Raw genomic sequence first — 15,214 nt, forward strand, 5'->3', positions numbered from 1 at the left:
CCCGCCCCCACACCGCCCCCCCCCCCCCCCGGCCCCCGCCTGCCCCGCGATCCCGCGGCGCCGCGCATATCCGCGACCCCCCGCGCGGGCGCACGCCGCTCCTACGACACCATGGGACGTAGCGCGCGCCGCAGCGCTGCCTCAACCATGCACGCCGTCGATCTCCACCGCCAGTTCGTCGCGGCAGATCACCGCGTGCAGCAGCAGGCGCGGCACGCGCTCGCCGAAGCGGGCATCCAGGGCATCGGCGACCAACGGCAGGTCGCCGGGCTCGCGCACGTAGACCTTCAGGCGAGTGCCGTCGCCGAACTGCGGCGGCAGGTCCGGGGCGTGTGCGCGGGCGGCCGCCAGCAGAGCGTCGAAGTTGGCGAAGGTCTCTTCCAGCTGCGCCAGCAACTGGCCCTGGTGCATGGAGGCGTGGCCGACCACGCTGGCGGTGCCCGACAGCAGCAGCGGCATGTCGCTGCCGGCCGGCGGCAGCATGGCGCGGGCGAAGCTGGGCGGCTGCGGGCCATACTGGCGCGGGTAGCGGTAGGCGCTGACCTGGCGCGGGTTCTCCAGCGGGGTGCCGGCCTGCGCGGCGGCCAGCCAGTAGATCTGCATCACCCGTGCGTCGTCGCAGCGGCCGACCGCGGTCGCCGCGGGCAGCTGGGTGGCGTCGAAATCGCCCAGCCCGCGCGCGCGGCCCACGCAGAAGCGCCGGTAGCGCTCGCGGTCGCCGCTGCCCAGGGTGATCGCGTCGAGGTAGTTCCAGATGCGCAGCAGGCGCGGCGTGGCGCTGCCGGACACGAAGGCGGTGATCTGGGCGTAGGCGAGCGCGGCGGCTTCCTCGATGTCCAGGTCGACCTGACGCTCGTCGATCTCGATGACGCCGAACTGCAGGCGGCCGTCGCTGGCCCAGGCGATGGCGCCGTCGCGGCCGCTGTGCACCGGCGCGTCGGTGCGCCACACCTCGAGCATGCGCGGGCCGTGCGGCTGCAGCGGCACGCGCAGGTAGCGCGGGTCCTCGTGGTAGGGCGCGGTCTCGCCGAAGCCGAACACCGCCAGCACGTGGTCCTCGCCCAGCAGCTGGCCGGGATCGGTCTCGGCGACGTAGTCCACCTGCAACTGCGGATGGCCCTGCGTGTTGTGCGGAAACTGCAGGTGCGGGCGGCTCATGGGGTATCTCCGTGCAAGGTGTCGCCGTGGAACTGTTCGCGGGCCTGGCGGCGGCGGTGGCGCCAGGCGCGCCACGCCCGCGGCAGCATCGCCACCGCGGACAGCGCATAGATGGCGCGGAACACGCGCAGGCGGCGCAGCACCGCACGGTTGTCGAAGACGTCGCCGGCGAGCATCGCCACCACTGCCTGTTCCACCTGCAGCACGTTACGCGGCTGCGCGAACAGCTCGCGCATGGTCGGCGAGGTGAAGCGGTAGATGAACCACTTGAACTCGTCCAGGCCGCCGCGCAGGTGCCGCTCCAGGCGCCGCTGCAGCCGCGCCTCGCTGGCCGGGTCGCGCAGCTCCGCGTCGACCATCGCCGCGCCGCGCTCGGCGCTGTGCATGGCCAGGTACACGCCGGAGGAGAACATCGGGTCGACGAAGGCGTAGGCGTCGCCGAGCATCAGCCAGCGCGGGCCGCTCATGCGCGTGCATTCGTAGGCGTAGTTGCCGGTGGCATGCACCGGCGCCACGCGCTGCGCGCCGGCCATGCGCTCGACCACGTCGGGGTTCAGCGCCAGGGTGCGCAGCAGGAACGCCTCGCTGTCGCAGCCCTGGCGGGTCTTCATGTATTCCGGGTCGCACACCGCGCCCACGCTCATCACGTCGTCGGGCAGCGGGATCAGCCACATCCAGCCGTGCGCGTGACGGTAGATGCTGATGTTGCCGGCGTCCTCGCCCGGGCGCCGCGCCACGCCGCGGAAATGGCTGAACAGCGCCGCCGACTGGTGCCGCGGGTTGGCGCGCTTGAGCTTGAGCTTGTTGCCGAGGAAGGTGTCGCGGCCGCTGGCGTCGATCAGGTAGCGCGGCCGGTAGTGGCGTACGCCATCGGCGCTGCGCGCCTGCACCGTCGGTGCCTCGCCGTCCAGCTGCACCGCCTCGACGCGGACGCCCTCGTGCACGTCGGCGCCGACCGCGCGCGCCTGCGCGAACAGCACCCGGTCGAAGTCGGCGCGCGGCACCTGCAGCGCGAAGTCGGACTGCGCGCCCAGCGCATGCGCGAAGCGGAAGGTGTTGTAGCCGCCGGCGTCGTTGGGGAAGTCGGCGCCGAGCTTGAGCACGCCGATCGCCCGCACCTGGTCGAGCACGCCCAGCCGCTGCAGGATCGGCATGTTCATCGGCAGCAGCGATTCGCCGATGTGGAAGCGCGGGTGGTGGTCCTTTTCCAGCACGGTCACCCGCCAGCCGCGTTGCGCCAGGACGATCGCCGCCGCGCAGCCGGCCGGCCCTCCGCCGATCACCAGCACGTCGGGCGTTTCCGCCTCGATGGCGCTTGCGGTGGGAGGAGGGGAAGCAACAGCGGGGGACGTCATCCTGAGGGAACCTGCGGGCGCAACGGCGGGGCGAAACGGCATGATAGCGTGCTGTTCGCGGGCCGATGGTTGCGCCGCAGCGCCCGATGCACCATCTTTGTCGCACCCGTCCTTTCGCCTGGAAGCCCCTGGATGTCTTCGCAAACCGCCGCCGAACGTGAACTGGCCGAGCTGCTGGTCGAGAGCCTGAACCTGGAAGACGTCCAGCCCGGCGACATCGATCCGGAGGCGCCGCTGTTCAATACCGGCCTGGGGCTGGACTCGATCGACGCCCTGGAACTGGCGCTGGCGATCAGCAAGCGCTACGGCTTCCAGCTGCGCTCGGACAACGACGAGAACCGCCGCATCTTCGCCTCGCTGCGCGCGCTGTCGGCGCATGTCGAAGCCAACAAGACCAGCTGAGCCGGCCGACGCCGCGCCCTGGGCGCTGGCCCTGGGCGTGCTGCTGGCGCTGGCCTACTCGCCGCTGGCGCACTGGGCCAATGCCGCGCACCGCCCGGACCTGGCGGTGCTGGCCGGCGCGGCGCTGGTGCTGATGGTGCTGGTGGAGCCGATGGCGCGCTGGCGGCCCTGGGCCTGGGCGCTGGCCATCGCCGCGACGGTGGCGCTGGTGCCGCTGTGGCGCTCGCCGCACGCCCTGCTGCTGCTGGCCGCCCCACCGGTGCTGTTCACCGCCTGGGTGGCCTGGTTCTTCGGGCGCAGCCTGCAGCGTGGGCGCACGCCGCTGATCACCCGCATCGTCGAGGCCCTGTACCGCCAGGCCGGCATGCCGATCACCCCGGAGCAGTTGCGCTATACCCGCCGCCTGACCCTGGCCTGGACCCTGCTGCTGGTCGGGCTGACCCTGCTCAACCTGGTGCTGGCGCTGTGCGCCCAGCCCAGCGGGGTGCTGGCGCAACTGGGCCTGGCCGCGCCGCTGCCGATCAGCGACGCGCGCGCCTCGCTGTTCGCCAACCTGCTGGGCTATGGGGTCATCGGCGGCTTCTTCGTCGGCGAGTACCTGCTGCGCGGGCGCTGGTTTCCGCAGCGTCCCTACCGTAATCTGCCCGACTTCCTGCACCAGCTGGCGCGGCTGGGGCCGGTTTTTTGGCGCGATCTGTTGCGCTGACGCGCGCAGTGCAGGGGACGCAAGGGTCGTGCAGATCATCAAGGAAAACAGCAAGTTGCCGCAGGCAGGGATGCCCTCGCGCATGGCCTGGGCCGTGTGGAACGCCCTGCAGTTGGTTTTCACCCTGGCGCATACCGCGCTGGGCATCGTCGTCGCGCTGGTGCTGCTGCGGCTGGTCGGCCCGCGCCTGCCGCTGCGCATGGGCGCGCGGTTCTGGGCGCCGGTGCTGCTGTTCGGCGCCGGGGCGCGGCTGCAGGTGGAGGGCCGCGAGCGGGTGGACTGGTCGCGCAACCACCTGTTCGTCAGCAACCACCAGTCGATCATCGACATCTGCGCGCTGTTCATGGCGCTGCCGGTGCCGCTGCGCTTCCTGCTCAAGGACGAGATGCTGAAGGTGCCGTTCGTGAACTGGTATGCGCGCGATACCGGCATGCTGTTCCTGGACCGCGACAGCCGCCGCGCCGGGGCGATGATGCGGCGCGAGGCGGCGGCGCTGCTGCGCCGTGGCGAGGACCTGTGCCTGTTCCCGGAAGGCACCCGCAGCCGCAGCGGCGCGCTGGCCGAGTTCAAGGCCGGGCTGCTGCAGGCCGCGATCGACGCGGGCGTGGACGTGGTGCCGGTGGCGCTGGACGGGGCGGGCAAGGTGCTGCCGCCGACCAGCCTGTTCCGGGTCCGGCCCGGCGTCATCCGAGTGCGGATCGGCACGCCGATCCGGGTGAACGGCGAGGATGGCCCGCTGAATCGCCAGGAAGTGACCCAGCGCGCGCACCAGGCCGTCCGTGCGATGCTCGAACCCAGGATATGAGTCGCCTGTATGCATTTCGTCGTCCCGCATGATCATCCCAGCCTGCCCGGTCACTTCCCCGGCCGCCCGGTGGTGCCCGGCGTCGTGGTGCTGGACCACGTGCTGCAGGCCGTCGAGGCGGCGCACGGCGCGCGCGCGCCGCTGCGCCTGCCGCAGGTGAAGTTCGTGCAGCCGCTGTTTCCCGGGCAGCCGGCGCGGGTGGAACTGGACGGTGATGCACCGCGCTGGCGCTTCCGCGTGCTGCGCGGCGAGGACCTGCTGGTCAGCGGCGAGCTGGCCGCCGAGGCGGCGCCGTGAGCGCCGGCTGGAAGCACCGCCCGGAGGGCGGCGGCCGTTTCGCCCTGTGGCTGATCCGCAGCATCGCCCGCTATGGCGGCCGCGCCGTCGGGCGCCTGCTGCTGTATCCGATCACCCTGTACTTCCTGCTGGTGCGCGGCCCGGAGCGGCGCGATTCGCGGCACTACCTGAGCCGCGTGTTCGACCGCCCGGCCACGCTGCTGGAGGTGGCCCGGCACATCCACACCTTCGCCTCCACCATCCTCGACCGGGTGTTCATGCTGTGCGGGCAGATGCACCGGTTCCGGGTGCAGATCCGCGGCCTGGACCAGTTGCACGCGCAGATGGACCGCGGCCGCGGCGTGCTGATCTTCGGCTCGCACCTGGGCAGCTTCGACGCGCTGCGGGTGCTGGCCACCGAGCGCCCGGACGTGCAGGTCAAGGTGGTGCTGGACAAGGCGCACAACCCGGCGATGACCGAACTGCTGGGCGCGCTGAATCCGCAACTGGCCGCCAACATCATCGACGCCGGCATGGACAGCACCTCGATCGTCATGGCCATCAAGCAGGCCACCGACGAGGGCGCGCTGGTCGCGCTGCTGGTGGACCGGCCGCGCCCGGAGGATCCGGCGCTGCCGGCTGCGTTCATCGGCCAGGGCGCGCTGTTCCCGACCTCGCCGTGGCTGATCGCCGCCGCGCTCAAGGTGCCGGTGGTGCTGGCCTTCGGCCTGTACCGCGGCGGCAACCGCTACGAACTGGTGTTCGAGACCTTCAGCGAGGGCCTGGACCTGCCGCGCCGCCAGCGTGCGCCGGTGCTGGCGGCGCTCATCCGCGATTACGCCGCCAGGCTGGAGCATTACACCCGCTCCGCGCCCTACAACTGGTTCAACTTCTACGACTTCTGGAACAACCGCCATGCCGATGCGCCGCACCTTGCCGTGGATGCTGATACTGCTGTGCAGCGCCGCACCGCTGTGCGCCGCATCGCCTGAGGCGCCGGACGCCGACTGGATCCTGCAGAAGCTGGCGCGGCCGGCGCCGGTCAGCACCGCCTTCGTCGAACTGCGCGGCTCGGCGCTGCTGAAGGCGCCGCTGCGGGTGCAGGGCGAGTACCGCCGCCCGGACGCGCAGACCCTGGTGCGCGAGGTCACCGCGCCGTATCACGAGACCACCACCCTGCGCGGCGGCGAAGCCACGCTGGAGCGCGACGGCAAGCCGCCGCGGCGCTTCTCGCTGGCGCGCGTGCCGGAACTGGCCGGCTTGCAAAGCGGCTTCGGCGCGCTGCTGTCCGGCGACCGCGCGGTGCTGCAGCAGCAGTTCAGCGTCAGCAGCAGCGGCACCCGCGAGCGCTGGCAGCTGCAGTTGCAACCCAAGGATCCGGCGATGGCCGCGCACGTGCGCAGCCTGCGCCTGTACGGCCGCGGCGCCGAACTGCGCTGCATCGAGACCACCCCGACCAAGGGCGACGTCCAGCGCACCCTGCTGGCCGGCGCCGCGCAGGCCGCCGGCACCCTCGCCGACGGGGCTGCGCTGACCGCGCTGTGCCACGGCGACGCGGCGTGATCCCCGCACGCGTTGAGCAGGACCGGCAGCGCGCTGCCGGCCTGACGGCGGTGCGCGCGCTCGCCGATCGCGCGGCGCAGGCATGCGCGGGAACGCGGCGATGACACGTGCCCTCAGCTCGAAGATGCGCATCTCGCTGGCCTTGCTGTGGCTGGCGGTGCTGACCGTGGCCGGGATCTGGCTGGGCAACGCGCTGCAGGTATCGGGCGATCTGCGCAAATTCATGCCGGAAGCGCAGACCCCCGCGCAAAAACTCCTGCTCGACGAACTCGGCGAAGGCCCCGGCTCGCGGCTGCTGCTGATGTCGCTGTCCGGAGCGGATGCGGCCACGCTGGCGCGCCAGTCGCAGGCGCTGCATGCGGAACTGGCCGCCCAGCACGCCGTATTCGAGCTGGTCGCCAACGGTGCCGATGCCGGCCTGGACGCGATCCCGCCGCGCCTGCTGCCGTACCGCTACCTGCTCAGCGACAGCTTCGACGCCACGCCGCTGGATGCACCGACCCTGCGCGATGCGCTGCAGGCGCGGCTGCAGGACCTGGGCTCGCCGGCGGCGGCGATGGTGGAGCCGCTGCTGCCGCGCGATCCGACCCTGGAAGTGCTGCACCTGGCCGAGCGCCTGCAGCCGGCCGGCGGCCCGCAGCAGCGCGACGGGGTCTGGTTCGACCGCGCCGGCAAGGACGCGCTGCTGGTGGCGCAGACCCGCGCCGCCGGCTTCGACCCCACCGGCCAGCAGCGCGCCGTGGACGCCATCCACGCCGCCTTCGCCAAGGTCAGCGCCGGCACCAGCAGCAAGCTGACGTTGACCGGTCCCGGTGCGTTCTCGGTGGAGATCGGCGGGCGTACCCAGAACGAGGCGCAGTGGATCGGCACCCTGGATACGGTGGGGCTGATCGTGCTGCTGCTGGTGGCCTACCGCAGCTGGAAGATCCCGGTGCTGGGCGTGCTGCCGCTGGCCAGTGCCGGCCTGGCCGGGCTGGGCGCGGTGGCGCTGCTGTTCGACGGCGTGCACGGCATCACCGTGGCGTTCGGCTTCACCCTGATCGGCGTGGTCCAGGACTACCCGATCCACTTGTTCAGCCATCAGCGCCCGGGCCTGGACCCGCGCGAGAACGCACGCCATCTGTGGCCGACCCTGGCCACCGGCGTGGTCTCCACCTGCATCGCCTACGTCACCTTCCTGTTCTCCGGCGTGGACGGCCTGCGCCAGCTGGCGGTGTTCACCATCGCCGGGCTGCTGGTGGCGGCGCTGACCACGCGGCTGCTGCTGCCGGCGCTGATCGATCCCTCGCCGCGCGACCATGCCGACTCGCCACTGCTGGAACGGCTGTGGCGCGGCATCGCGCGGCTGCCGCGGCCGCGCTGGTCGCTGCTGCCGCTCGCGCTGCTGGCGGCTGCGGTCATCGTGTTCGCACCGGGCCCGTTCTGGCAGAACGACCTGTCCAAGCTGACCCCGGTGCCGGCCGAGGGCCTGGCCCGCGACGCGCACCTGCGCCAGGAACTGGGCGCGCCGGACGTGCGCTACGTGCTGGCCCTGCCGGCCGCCTCCGCCGATGCCGCGCTGGCCGCGTCCGAACGCCTGCGCCCGCGCCTGGACGCGCTGGTGGCGCAGGGCGAACTGGCCGGCTACGACATGGCCGCGCGCTACCTGCCCAGCGCCGCCACCCAGCGCCGGCGCCAGGCCGCCTTGCCCGATCCGGCGCAGGCGCAGGCGATGACCGCCGCGGCGGTCGCCGCCACGCCGTTCCGCGCCGACGCCTTCGCGCCGTTCCTGGCCGACCTGCAGGTCGCGCGCAGCGCGCCGCTGCTGACCGCGCGCGACCTGCACGGCACGCCGCTGGCCACCACCGTCGGCGGCCTGCTGCTGGAGCGCCCGGACCGTGCCACCGCGCTGGTGTCGCTGACCGGCCTGCGCGATCCGGCGCAGCTGGCGCGCGCGGTGCAGGGCAGCGGTGCGCAGCTGCTGGACCTGAAGGACGCGTCCGAGTCGCTGGTGGCCGCCTATCGCGGCCGCGTGCTCGCCGCGCTGGGCGTGGCCGCGGTGCTGCTGGCGTTGACCGTGGCGATCGCCCTGCGCGCGCCGCGGCGGATCGTGCGCGTGCTGCTGCCGATGGCGCTGACCACGCTGCTGATCCTGGCGATCCTGCGTGGCTGCGGGGTCGAACTGAACCTGTTCCACCTGATCGCGCTGATCCTGGCCGCCGGCCTGGGCCTGGACTACGCGCTGTTCTTCGACCACGCCGGCGACGACCGCGCCGACCAGTTGCGCACCCTGCATGCGCTGATCGTGTGCAGCCTGATGACCCTGCTGGTGTTCGCGTTGCTGGCCGCCTCGAGCATCCCGGTGCTGCGTGCGATCGGCAGCACCGTGGCGTTGGGGGTACTGTTCAATTTCGTGCTGGCGCTGCTGATTTCGCGCGAGACCGTCAGCGAAGCCTTGGAGAGCCGCCATGCACACTGAACCCTTGCACGGACGCGACGCCATCGCCGCGCTGGTGCCGCACCAGGGCCTGATGTGCCTGTGGGAGGAGGTGGTGGCCTGGGACGCGCAGCGCGTGGTGGTGCGCAGCGGCGCGCATCGCCAGGCCGCGCATCCGCTGCGCAGCGGCGGCCGACTGCACGCGCTGCACCTGTGCGAATACGGCGCGCAGGCGATGGCGGTGCACGGCGGCCTGCTCGGCCGCGCCAGCGACACCCCGGTGCGTCCGGGCATGCTGGTGGCGCTGCGCGGGGTGCAGTTGCACGTCAGCGAACTGCAGGACCTGGCCGGGCCGATCGAAGGCGAGGCCGAGGTGCTGCTGCAGGCCGAGGACAGCCAGCAGTACGCCTTCCGCATCACCCATGCCGGGCAGTTGCTGGCCGAGGGCCGCGCCACGGTGGTGCTGCGCGTGGCATGACAGCGTCGGCGGCCACTGCCCTGCAGCCGCAACGTGCCTTTCCGTCGCGACGCGTCTTCCCGGGAAGTCGTGGGGCCTGACGCCTTGCCTACGAGGGCGCGGATGAACCGTTAGGATGACGGCCCATCCCATTGCGACCGAGGAGTTTCGATGTCTGCATCCCCCGCACCGCGCCGCGCCCTGGTCACCGGCGGCAGCGGCGATCTCGGTGGCGCGATCTGCCGCGCCCTGGCCGCGCAGGGCCTGCACGTGATCGTGCACGCCAACGCCAACGTCGCGCGGGCCGTGGCAGTGGTGGAGGCGATCGTCGCCGCCGGCGGCAGCGCCGAGGCGGTGGCCTTCGACGTGGCCGATGCCGAGGCCAGCGCGCAGGCGCTGGCGACGCTACTGGAGGCCGGCCCGATCCAGGTGCTGGTCAACAACGCCGGCATCCACGACGACGCGCCGATGGCGGGCATGAGCGCGGCGCAGTGGCACAAGGTCATCGACGTCTCGCTGCACGGCTTCTTCCACGTCACCCAGCCGCTGCTGCTGCCGATGGCGCGCACGCGCTGGGGCCGCATCGTCAGCGTGTCCTCGGTGGCGGCGGTGCTGGGCAACCGCGGGCAGACCAACTACGCCGCGGCCAAGGCCGCGCTGCACGGCGCCAGCCTCTCGCTGGCGCGGGAAATGGCCAGCCGCGGGATCAGCGTCAACGTGGTCGCGCCGGGCGTGATCCAGGGCGCGATGGCCGAGAGCGCATTCCCGCCGGAGGCGATCAAACAGATGGTCCCCGCCGGGCGCCCGGGCAAGCCGGAGGAAGTGGCCGCGCTGGTCGCCTTCCTGTGCTCGGACGCGGCCGCCTACATCAACGGCCAGGTCATCGGCATCAACGGCGGCATGGGCTGACCGCACAGACGAGGACGCGAGCGTCGCGCCGCCACGCCGGCGGCGCAACCGCGGCCTGGGCTCAGCGGCAGACGAAGCTGGACGCCGCCTCCACGTCGCCGCCGACGTAGCGCGCCACCTGCGGATACGGACACAGCGGCCGGCTGCGCTGGCTGCTCCAGCTGGCCGGCACCTCGTTGTTGGGCGCGGCACTGCCGCTGCCGCGTGCGTTGGCGACGATCGCGGCCGGCGCCTGGCCCTGTTCGACCCAGGCCACCAGCGGGCTCAGCGCATCGAACTGGTCGGTGGCCGGTCCGCCGGCGCAATGGGCCATCGCCGGCACCGCGAACAGGCGTGCGTAGCTGGCGGCGTCGGCATCGGCCGTGCGCAGGCGGTCGTACCAGGCCGCGGTGTCGGCGAAGGAGAAGATGCCGTCGCCGGTGCCGTGGTAGATCAGCAGCTTTCCGCCGCGCTTCTTCAGCGTGGTCAGCTGGGTCTCGTTCGGCGGGGTCATGTACGACCAGGCCGATTCGCGGAAGGCGCCGGCCGTGGCGAAGATCTTCGGCGCGTCGCGGTCCATGTCGAACTGCAGCGCATAGCGCTTCAGGTCCTGCAGCACCGCCGGATCCTCCGGCGGAGTGACGAAGCCGAAGGCCACCGATCCGGGCACCAGGGTCAGCGAGGCGTCCTGCCGCCAGCCGGCCCAGTCGCCGCTGGCGATGCCCGGGTCGTAGGGGAAGGGCGCGTACAGCGGCGTGCCGGCGCTGTTGCGCACGCCGGCGTGGATGGCGCCGAGCGCGCGCTTCTGCGCCGGGGTCAGGCATTGCCCGGTGCGCCCGGCGCTGCCGCAGGTGGCGACGTCGCGGTTCAGGTCGAAGCGGCGCTGGCAAGCGAGCACGTCCTGCACCATGCCGTCGCGCACGCCGTCCAGCGCATCGCAGGTGGCGACGATGCGCTCGGCCACCAGGCTGCGCTCGGCCGCGGTCAGGCCGCTGCGCGTGTCGCTGCCGCCGGCCAGCGCCGCCAGTTGCTGGGCCGCGGCCAGGTCGGCGATCGCCGCCTTGGGCAGGTGGAACCCGGGATCGCCGACCAGGATGCCGTCGTAGTCCTGCGCGCCGCGCGCGGCGGCGACCATGCCGTGGCGGCCGCCGTTGGAGCAGCCGCCGAAGTAGCTGTAGTCCGGCGCCTTGCCGTAGGCGATCTGCACCACGCGCTTGGCCATCGGGGTCAGGGCCTGCACCGCCTGGTAGCCGTAGTCCAGGCGCGCCTGCGGATCGCGGCCGAACAGCGGGTTCTGCGCGTTGCTGTGCCCGGCATCGGAACTGATGACCGCAAAGCCCATGCGCAGCGGATTGTCGCGCTGGCCGCCGCCGCCGATGTCGCCGAGCGCGGGGACGACGTTGCCGTCCAGGCCGCCGTTGGCCTGGTAGAAGAAGCGCCCGTTCCACGCCGCCGGCAGGCGCATCTCGAAGCCGATCGCGTAGGACTGGCCGTCCGTGCCGACCCGTTCGTGCATCAGGCCGGTGACCTGGCAGTGCGCGCCGATCGGCTGGCCGGCCACCTGCAGGGTGCCGGCGGCCACGCTGCGCACCGCGGTGAAGCGGGTGCCGGGATAGGCGAGCCGGCTCGCCAGCGCGTCGCAGGATTGTTGCAGCGGCGCCGGGGTGGCCGGTGCGCGCGGGGCCGCCTGCGCGTGGGCGGTGGTGGACGTGGCGGCAAGAGCGGCCAGGGGCAGGGCCAATGCGAGCAGCGTGGAGCGCATGCAGTTCTCCTGGGGGACGCGCCGGGCGCGGCGGGACTGTGTCGCGCCGGTGGCGCCGGGGCGTCAACCGGCACCCGTGCGAAAACACGAATGCGTGGGCGATATTCGCCCCGTGTGACGTGTGCCGCGCAATGGAGGCCCACGCGGGGCATGTTGCGGCGGCGGGCGGAGCGCGTGTTGTTGCAGGGCGGCATGGCCCTGCGCGTGGATCAGGCGGCGTCCGCGTACCAGGCGGGCGACAGCACCGGCAGCGGCGTCGCCGCATCGCGGCAGGCGTCCAGCAGGCCGTGGTCGGCCAGCGTGGGATGCTGCTGGCGGGCACGCGCCAGGATCTCTCCGGCCAGTTCCGCCATGCGCGCGACGTTGCCGTGCAGGCGGGCGACGAACGCGGCGTCGTCCAGCCTGTCGCTCAGCGCGCGATTGAGTTCGTGGAACCAGCCGATCAGGTACTGGTCCAGCAGGCGCCCGTCGGCCACCGCCGCGGCCTGCGCGCGGTTGGCCGCGCCCCAGTCGCGCAGCAGCGCCTGCATGCCCAGGTTGAGCGCGCGGGCCTGCTGCAGCGCCGGGCGCAGCCGGCCCAGTACCGCCAGGTCGGCGATGCGGTCGGTGCAGTACAGCGGCGCCAGCAGCGACCAGTAGTAGGTGTAGTCCCAGATCACCTTGACCGGCATCACCTGGGCGTCGCCGAACAGCGGGTACTGGTCCTGGTAGAGGGTCAGGGTGTTCTCGTAGAACGAGAAGTACAACTGCTGGTACAGCTCGGCATACGGCGCGATGTCGCGCCCGGCGCGCTCGCGCCCGATCAGTTCGCAGATGTAGGTGTTGCTGATGGCGATGAAGTCGCTGCCCGGGGAATAGAACGGGTCCAGGAACACCCCGGCCTCGCCGGTCAGCGCCCAGCGCTGCGCCGAGAACACCTGCTTGCAGCCGTAGGAGAAGTCGCGCAGGAACAGGAAGTCCTGCACCGTGTGTTCGCTGCGCTCCAGCGTGCTGGCCACCTGCGGCTGGTGGGCGCGCAGCCAGTCCATCGCCTTGGCGTGGGTGTTCATGGTCTCCAGCGGATGCAGCGCGGCATCGCAGACGATGCCCAGCGAATGCGCGCCGGAGGACAGCGGGATCAGCCAGAACCAATAGCCGGGGCCGCACATGTGGTTGGTCGAGCGCCAGCGGTCCGGCGGCGTGCAGCGTTGCAGCCAGGCGCTGTCCTGCGACCAGCCGTTGGGATCGACCAGCCCGTCCACCCGCCACCACACCGCGTTGGCCTGGTGTGCGTTGTCCTGGGCCAGGCCGAGCTTGCGCTTGAGCAGGCCGGCGCGGCCACTGGCGTCGATCACCCAGCGCGCCTGCAGGCGGGCGTCGACGCCGTCGCGGCTGTAGCGCACGCAGTGCTCGCCGTCGTCCTCGGCCAGGTCGACGCCGCGTACCGTGCTGCCGTCGAGGAATTCCACGCCCATCTCGCGCGCGCGCTGCCCGAGGAAGTTCTCGAAGCGGCCGCGGTCGATCTGCCACGACGGGGTGGGCAGCAACTGGCTCACGCCCAGCTCGGTGCACTGGTCGATGTCCGCGCGCCCGTCGGAGAAGAAGAAGCGGAAGCCGAACTTGCGGATCTGTTCGGCATCCAGATGTTCGCGCAGGCCCAGCACCTCGGCGAAGTAGTGCGCGCCGATCTCCACCGAGGACTCGCCGACCTTGAACGCGGCCTCGCGCACCGGGTGCGCGCGCCGTTCCAGCACGCGGATGCGCAGTTGCGGGTCGCGCTGGCGCAACTGCAGCGCCAGGGTCAGTCCGGCCAGCCCGCCGCCCAGAATCGCCACATCCGCCTGCGCTGCATTCATGTCGTCTTTTCCTTGGCGACGGCCAGGGGGGCCGTGTCGAGGGTGCCGTCGGCGTCGTCGATCAGCACCGGGTTGGCGCGGGTGCGTCGGTACTCGCGTACCACGTGCCCATAGGTCCATACCTGCACGATCACGTGCGAGGTGATCTTCCACAGATCGCGCACCAGCCGGAAGTGGCTCTTGCGGAACGTGCCGGGGGTCTGGTTGGCGTAGCGGGTCTCGATCGGCACCGCCACCACCCGCGCGCCGGCCTGGCGCGCCGCGGAGATCAGCAGCTGCGCCTCGAACACGAAGCCTTCGCCGGGCACGTCGGGCAGGGTGTAGACCGACTGCGGATACAGGCGCTGGCCGCTCTGGCTGTCGACCAGGCGGAAGCCGCAGCCCCAGGCGATGCCCCAGTCGCCGAAATCGTTGCCGATGCGGCGGATCGGCGGCTGGCTGGCGCGCTTGCGCAGGCGCGCGCCCACGATCACGCAGCCGGGATGGCGGTTGGCCGCGGCCAGCAGCCGCGGGAAGTCGGCGGCGCTGTGCTGGCCGTCGCCGTCCATGGTCATCACCGCGCGCGCGCCCTGGCGCTGCGCCTCGGCGAAACCGCTGCGCAGCGCCGCCCCCTTGCCGCGGCGCTGCGGGTGGCGCAGCAGGGTCACCGGCAGGTCGGCGATGCAGTCGCTGGTGCCGTCGTCGGAGCCGTCGTCGACCACGATCACCCGCGGGCAGTGCGCCAGCGCGGCGTTGACCACCTCGCGGATGCGCAGCCGTTCGTTGAGGGCCGGAATCAGGATCGCGGCGTCGGCGGCGGTCAGCGGCGTGCGGCTCATGCGCGCAGCTCCACCTGCAGGCAGCGGCCGCCACCGGCGTCGAGCACGCAGCCGCTGCCGCCCAGCGCCAGCGCGTCGAACAGCGGCAGCATCGGCGCCATCGCATTGCCCGCGGCGTGCCGCGCCAGCGCGCCATCGCCGACCGGGGCGGTGCCGTCGCGCAGCTGCACCTGCAGCTGCGGCTTGCCGTCGCGCGCGCCGGCGCTCAGCACCAGCGCACCGCCGAGCAGGCCCTCGCTGCGCGCGATGCGGCCCAGCGCGCCCACCGAGCGGCTGTCGTAGCCGACCAGCAGCACTGCGTCTTCGCCCGCGGCCAGTTGCGACAGCGCTTCCAGCAGGCCCTGCGCGAAGCTGCCCGAGTGCGCACTGATCGCGGTCGCCGCGGCGGTGGCGCCGGCGCCGATGGTCCAGTAGCCGGCGGCGGCGTTGTGCACCGAGTTGTGGAACTTGGTCGGCGAGACCGACAGCGGTTCGCTGGCCAGGGTGGTGCACATGTAGTCGGTGATCGCCAGGTCGCCGTGGGTGGAGGTGAACACCGACGGCAGCGTGGCCGGGTCGCGGCCGGCGTGCTGGCAGGCGGCCAGCGCCGCGTCCAGCGACACCGCCACGGTGTCCGGCGCGCGGCGGCGCTCGTTGGGCGCCAGCAACTGCGGCGACGGCCGTGCCGGCGTCTCCTGCAGCGCGCCTTCGCCGCGGGCGAACGCCTGCGCCAGCGTCCACGACGGCAGCCCGGGCGCCCAGAAACCGATGCCTTCGATCGTCGCGCTCAGCAT

At 72.5% G+C, this 15,214-nt stretch carries 15 protein-coding genes; 9 read left to right on the forward strand and 6 right to left on the reverse strand.

All coding sequences use genetic code 11. The features are described 5' to 3' along the window. Positions 1-141: 141 nt before the first annotated feature. Both M3U25_RS20195 and M3U25_RS20200 read right to left on the reverse strand, forming a co-directional pair. Positions 142-1,158, reverse strand: a complete 1,017-nt coding sequence (locus M3U25_RS20195) for a pteridine-dependent deoxygenase (protein ID WP_355503811.1) — start codon at positions 1,156-1,158, stop codon at positions 142-144. After that, complete coding sequence (locus tag M3U25_RS20200; protein ID WP_355503809.1) at positions 1,155-2,513, reverse strand: NAD(P)/FAD-dependent oxidoreductase; 1,359 nt, start codon at positions 2,511-2,513, stop codon at positions 1,155-1,157. Before M3U25_RS20200 ends, M3U25_RS20195 begins: the two co-directional genes overlap by 4 nt. A 132-nt stretch (positions 2,514-2,645) precedes the next feature. On the opposite strand from M3U25_RS20200, the gene xanC reads away from it, so the two are divergent. From xanC to fabG, 9 genes are all read left to right on the forward strand, one after another. Further along, positions 2,646-2,915, forward strand: coding sequence for a xanthomonadin biosynthesis acyl carrier protein XanC (gene xanC, locus M3U25_RS20205; protein ID WP_003470209.1), 270 nt, complete (start codon positions 2,646-2,648; stop codon positions 2,913-2,915). Next, positions 2,890-3,621, forward strand: a complete 732-nt coding sequence (locus M3U25_RS20210; RefSeq protein ID WP_160946959.1) for a ketosynthase — start codon at positions 2,890-2,892, stop codon at positions 3,619-3,621. Before xanC ends, M3U25_RS20210 begins: the two co-directional genes overlap by 26 nt. A gap of 55 nt (positions 3,622-3,676) precedes the next feature. Next, entirely contained in the window at positions 3,677-4,426 is a 750-nt protein-coding gene (locus tag M3U25_RS20215; protein WP_355503817.1) for a lysophospholipid acyltransferase family protein, read from the forward strand. Between the two features lie 9 nt (positions 4,427-4,435). Beyond that, a complete protein-coding gene (locus M3U25_RS20220; RefSeq protein ID WP_355503806.1) occupies positions 4,436-4,723 on the forward strand; it encodes a hypothetical protein in 288 nt (95 codons plus the stop codon). Continuing rightward, the gene (locus M3U25_RS20225; RefSeq protein ID WP_160946961.1) at positions 4,720-5,694 is read left to right on the forward strand and encodes an acyltransferase; all 975 of its coding nucleotides are present in this window, start codon (positions 4,720-4,722) and stop codon (positions 5,692-5,694) included. Before M3U25_RS20220 ends, M3U25_RS20225 begins: the two co-directional genes overlap by 4 nt. Continuing rightward, positions 5,618-6,265 carry a LolA-related protein gene (locus tag M3U25_RS20230; RefSeq protein ID WP_355503804.1) on the forward strand — a complete coding sequence of 216 codons (648 nt, stop codon included), beginning with the start codon at positions 5,618-5,620 and terminating at the stop codon, positions 6,263-6,265. The genes M3U25_RS20225 and M3U25_RS20230 overlap by 77 nt, the downstream gene beginning before the upstream one ends. 100 nt (positions 6,266-6,365) lie before the next feature. Further along, positions 6,366-8,723: an MMPL family transporter gene (locus M3U25_RS20235; RefSeq protein ID WP_355503802.1), complete on the forward strand. Its 2,358-nt coding sequence runs from the start codon at positions 6,366-6,368 to the stop codon at positions 8,721-8,723. Between the two features lie 4 nt (positions 8,724-8,727). Then, positions 8,728-9,159 carry a phosphotransferase gene (locus tag M3U25_RS20240; protein WP_355503815.1) on the forward strand — a complete coding sequence of 144 codons (432 nt, stop codon included), beginning with the start codon at positions 8,728-8,730 and terminating at the stop codon, positions 9,157-9,159. Between the two features lie 150 nt (positions 9,160-9,309). Continuing rightward, positions 9,310-10,047, forward strand: a complete 738-nt coding sequence (gene fabG / locus M3U25_RS20245; RefSeq protein WP_355503800.1) for a 3-oxoacyl-ACP reductase FabG — start codon at positions 9,310-9,312, stop codon at positions 10,045-10,047. A 61-nt stretch (positions 10,048-10,108) separates the two neighbouring features. Here the strand turns inward: fabG and M3U25_RS20250 are convergent, their stop codons facing one another. The 4 genes from M3U25_RS20250 to M3U25_RS20265 form a co-directional block, all read right to left on the reverse strand. Next, positions 10,109-11,788 (reverse strand): tannase/feruloyl esterase family alpha/beta hydrolase, encoded by a 1,680-nt coding sequence (locus M3U25_RS20250; RefSeq protein ID WP_355503798.1) that lies wholly within the window; start codon positions 11,786-11,788, stop codon positions 10,109-10,111. 209 nt (positions 11,789-11,997) lie between these two features. Further along, positions 11,998-13,623, reverse strand: a complete 1,626-nt coding sequence (locus M3U25_RS20255) for a tryptophan 7-halogenase (RefSeq protein WP_355503796.1) — start codon at positions 13,621-13,623, stop codon at positions 11,998-12,000. Continuing rightward, the gene (locus M3U25_RS20260; protein WP_355503794.1) at positions 13,620-14,441 is read right to left on the reverse strand and encodes a glycosyltransferase family 2 protein; all 822 of its coding nucleotides are present in this window, start codon (positions 14,439-14,441) and stop codon (positions 13,620-13,622) included. The genes M3U25_RS20255 and M3U25_RS20260 overlap by 4 nt, the downstream gene beginning before the upstream one ends. Then, positions 14,438-15,214, reverse strand: a complete 777-nt coding sequence (locus M3U25_RS20265) for a beta-ketoacyl synthase chain length factor (RefSeq protein ID WP_355503813.1) — start codon at positions 15,212-15,214, stop codon at positions 14,438-14,440. Before M3U25_RS20265 ends, M3U25_RS20260 begins: the two co-directional genes overlap by 4 nt.

Origin of the sequence: Xanthomonas sp. PPL134 (assembly GCF_040595915.1) — a bacterium.
Lineage (GTDB): Bacteria > Pseudomonadota > Gammaproteobacteria > Xanthomonadales > Xanthomonadaceae > Xanthomonas_A > Xanthomonas_A indica.

Bases quoted from the DNA above. Each gene is read 5' to 3' on its own strand.
- M3U25_RS20195 (WP_355503811.1), bottom strand. From the start codon at position 1,158: ATGAGCCGCCCGCACCTGCAGTTTCCGCACAACACGCAGGGCCATCCG.
- M3U25_RS20200 (WP_355503809.1), bottom strand. From the start codon at position 2,513: ATGACGTCCCCCGCTGTTGCTTCCCCTCCTCCCACCGCAAGCGCCATC.
- xanC (WP_003470209.1), top strand. From the start codon at position 2,646: ATGTCTTCGCAAACCGCCGCCGAACGTGAACTGGCCGAGCTGCTGGTC.
- M3U25_RS20210 (WP_160946959.1), top strand. From the start codon at position 2,890: ATGTCGAAGCCAACAAGACCAGCTGAGCCGGCCGACGCCGCGCCCTGG.
- M3U25_RS20220 (WP_355503806.1), top strand. From the start codon at position 4,436: ATGCATTTCGTCGTCCCGCATGATCATCCCAGCCTGCCCGGTCACTTC.
- M3U25_RS20230 (WP_355503804.1), top strand. From the start codon at position 5,618: ATGCCGATGCGCCGCACCTTGCCGTGGATGCTGATACTGCTGTGCAGC.
- M3U25_RS20235 (WP_355503802.1), top strand. From the start codon at position 6,366: ATGACACGTGCCCTCAGCTCGAAGATGCGCATCTCGCTGGCCTTGCTG.
- fabG (WP_355503800.1), top strand. From the start codon at position 9,310: ATGTCTGCATCCCCCGCACCGCGCCGCGCCCTGGTCACCGGCGGCAGC.
- M3U25_RS20250 (WP_355503798.1), bottom strand. From the start codon at position 11,788: ATGCGCTCCACGCTGCTCGCATTGGCCCTGCCCCTGGCCGCTCTTGCC.
- M3U25_RS20255 (WP_355503796.1), bottom strand. From the start codon at position 13,623: ATGAATGCAGCGCAGGCGGATGTGGCGATTCTGGGCGGCGGGCTGGCC.
- M3U25_RS20260 (WP_355503794.1), bottom strand. From the start codon at position 14,441: ATGAGCCGCACGCCGCTGACCGCCGCCGACGCCGCGATCCTGATTCCG.
- M3U25_RS20265 (WP_355503813.1), bottom strand. From the start codon at position 15,214: ATGCTGAGCGCGACGATCGAAGGCATCGGTTTCTGGGCGCCCGGGCTG.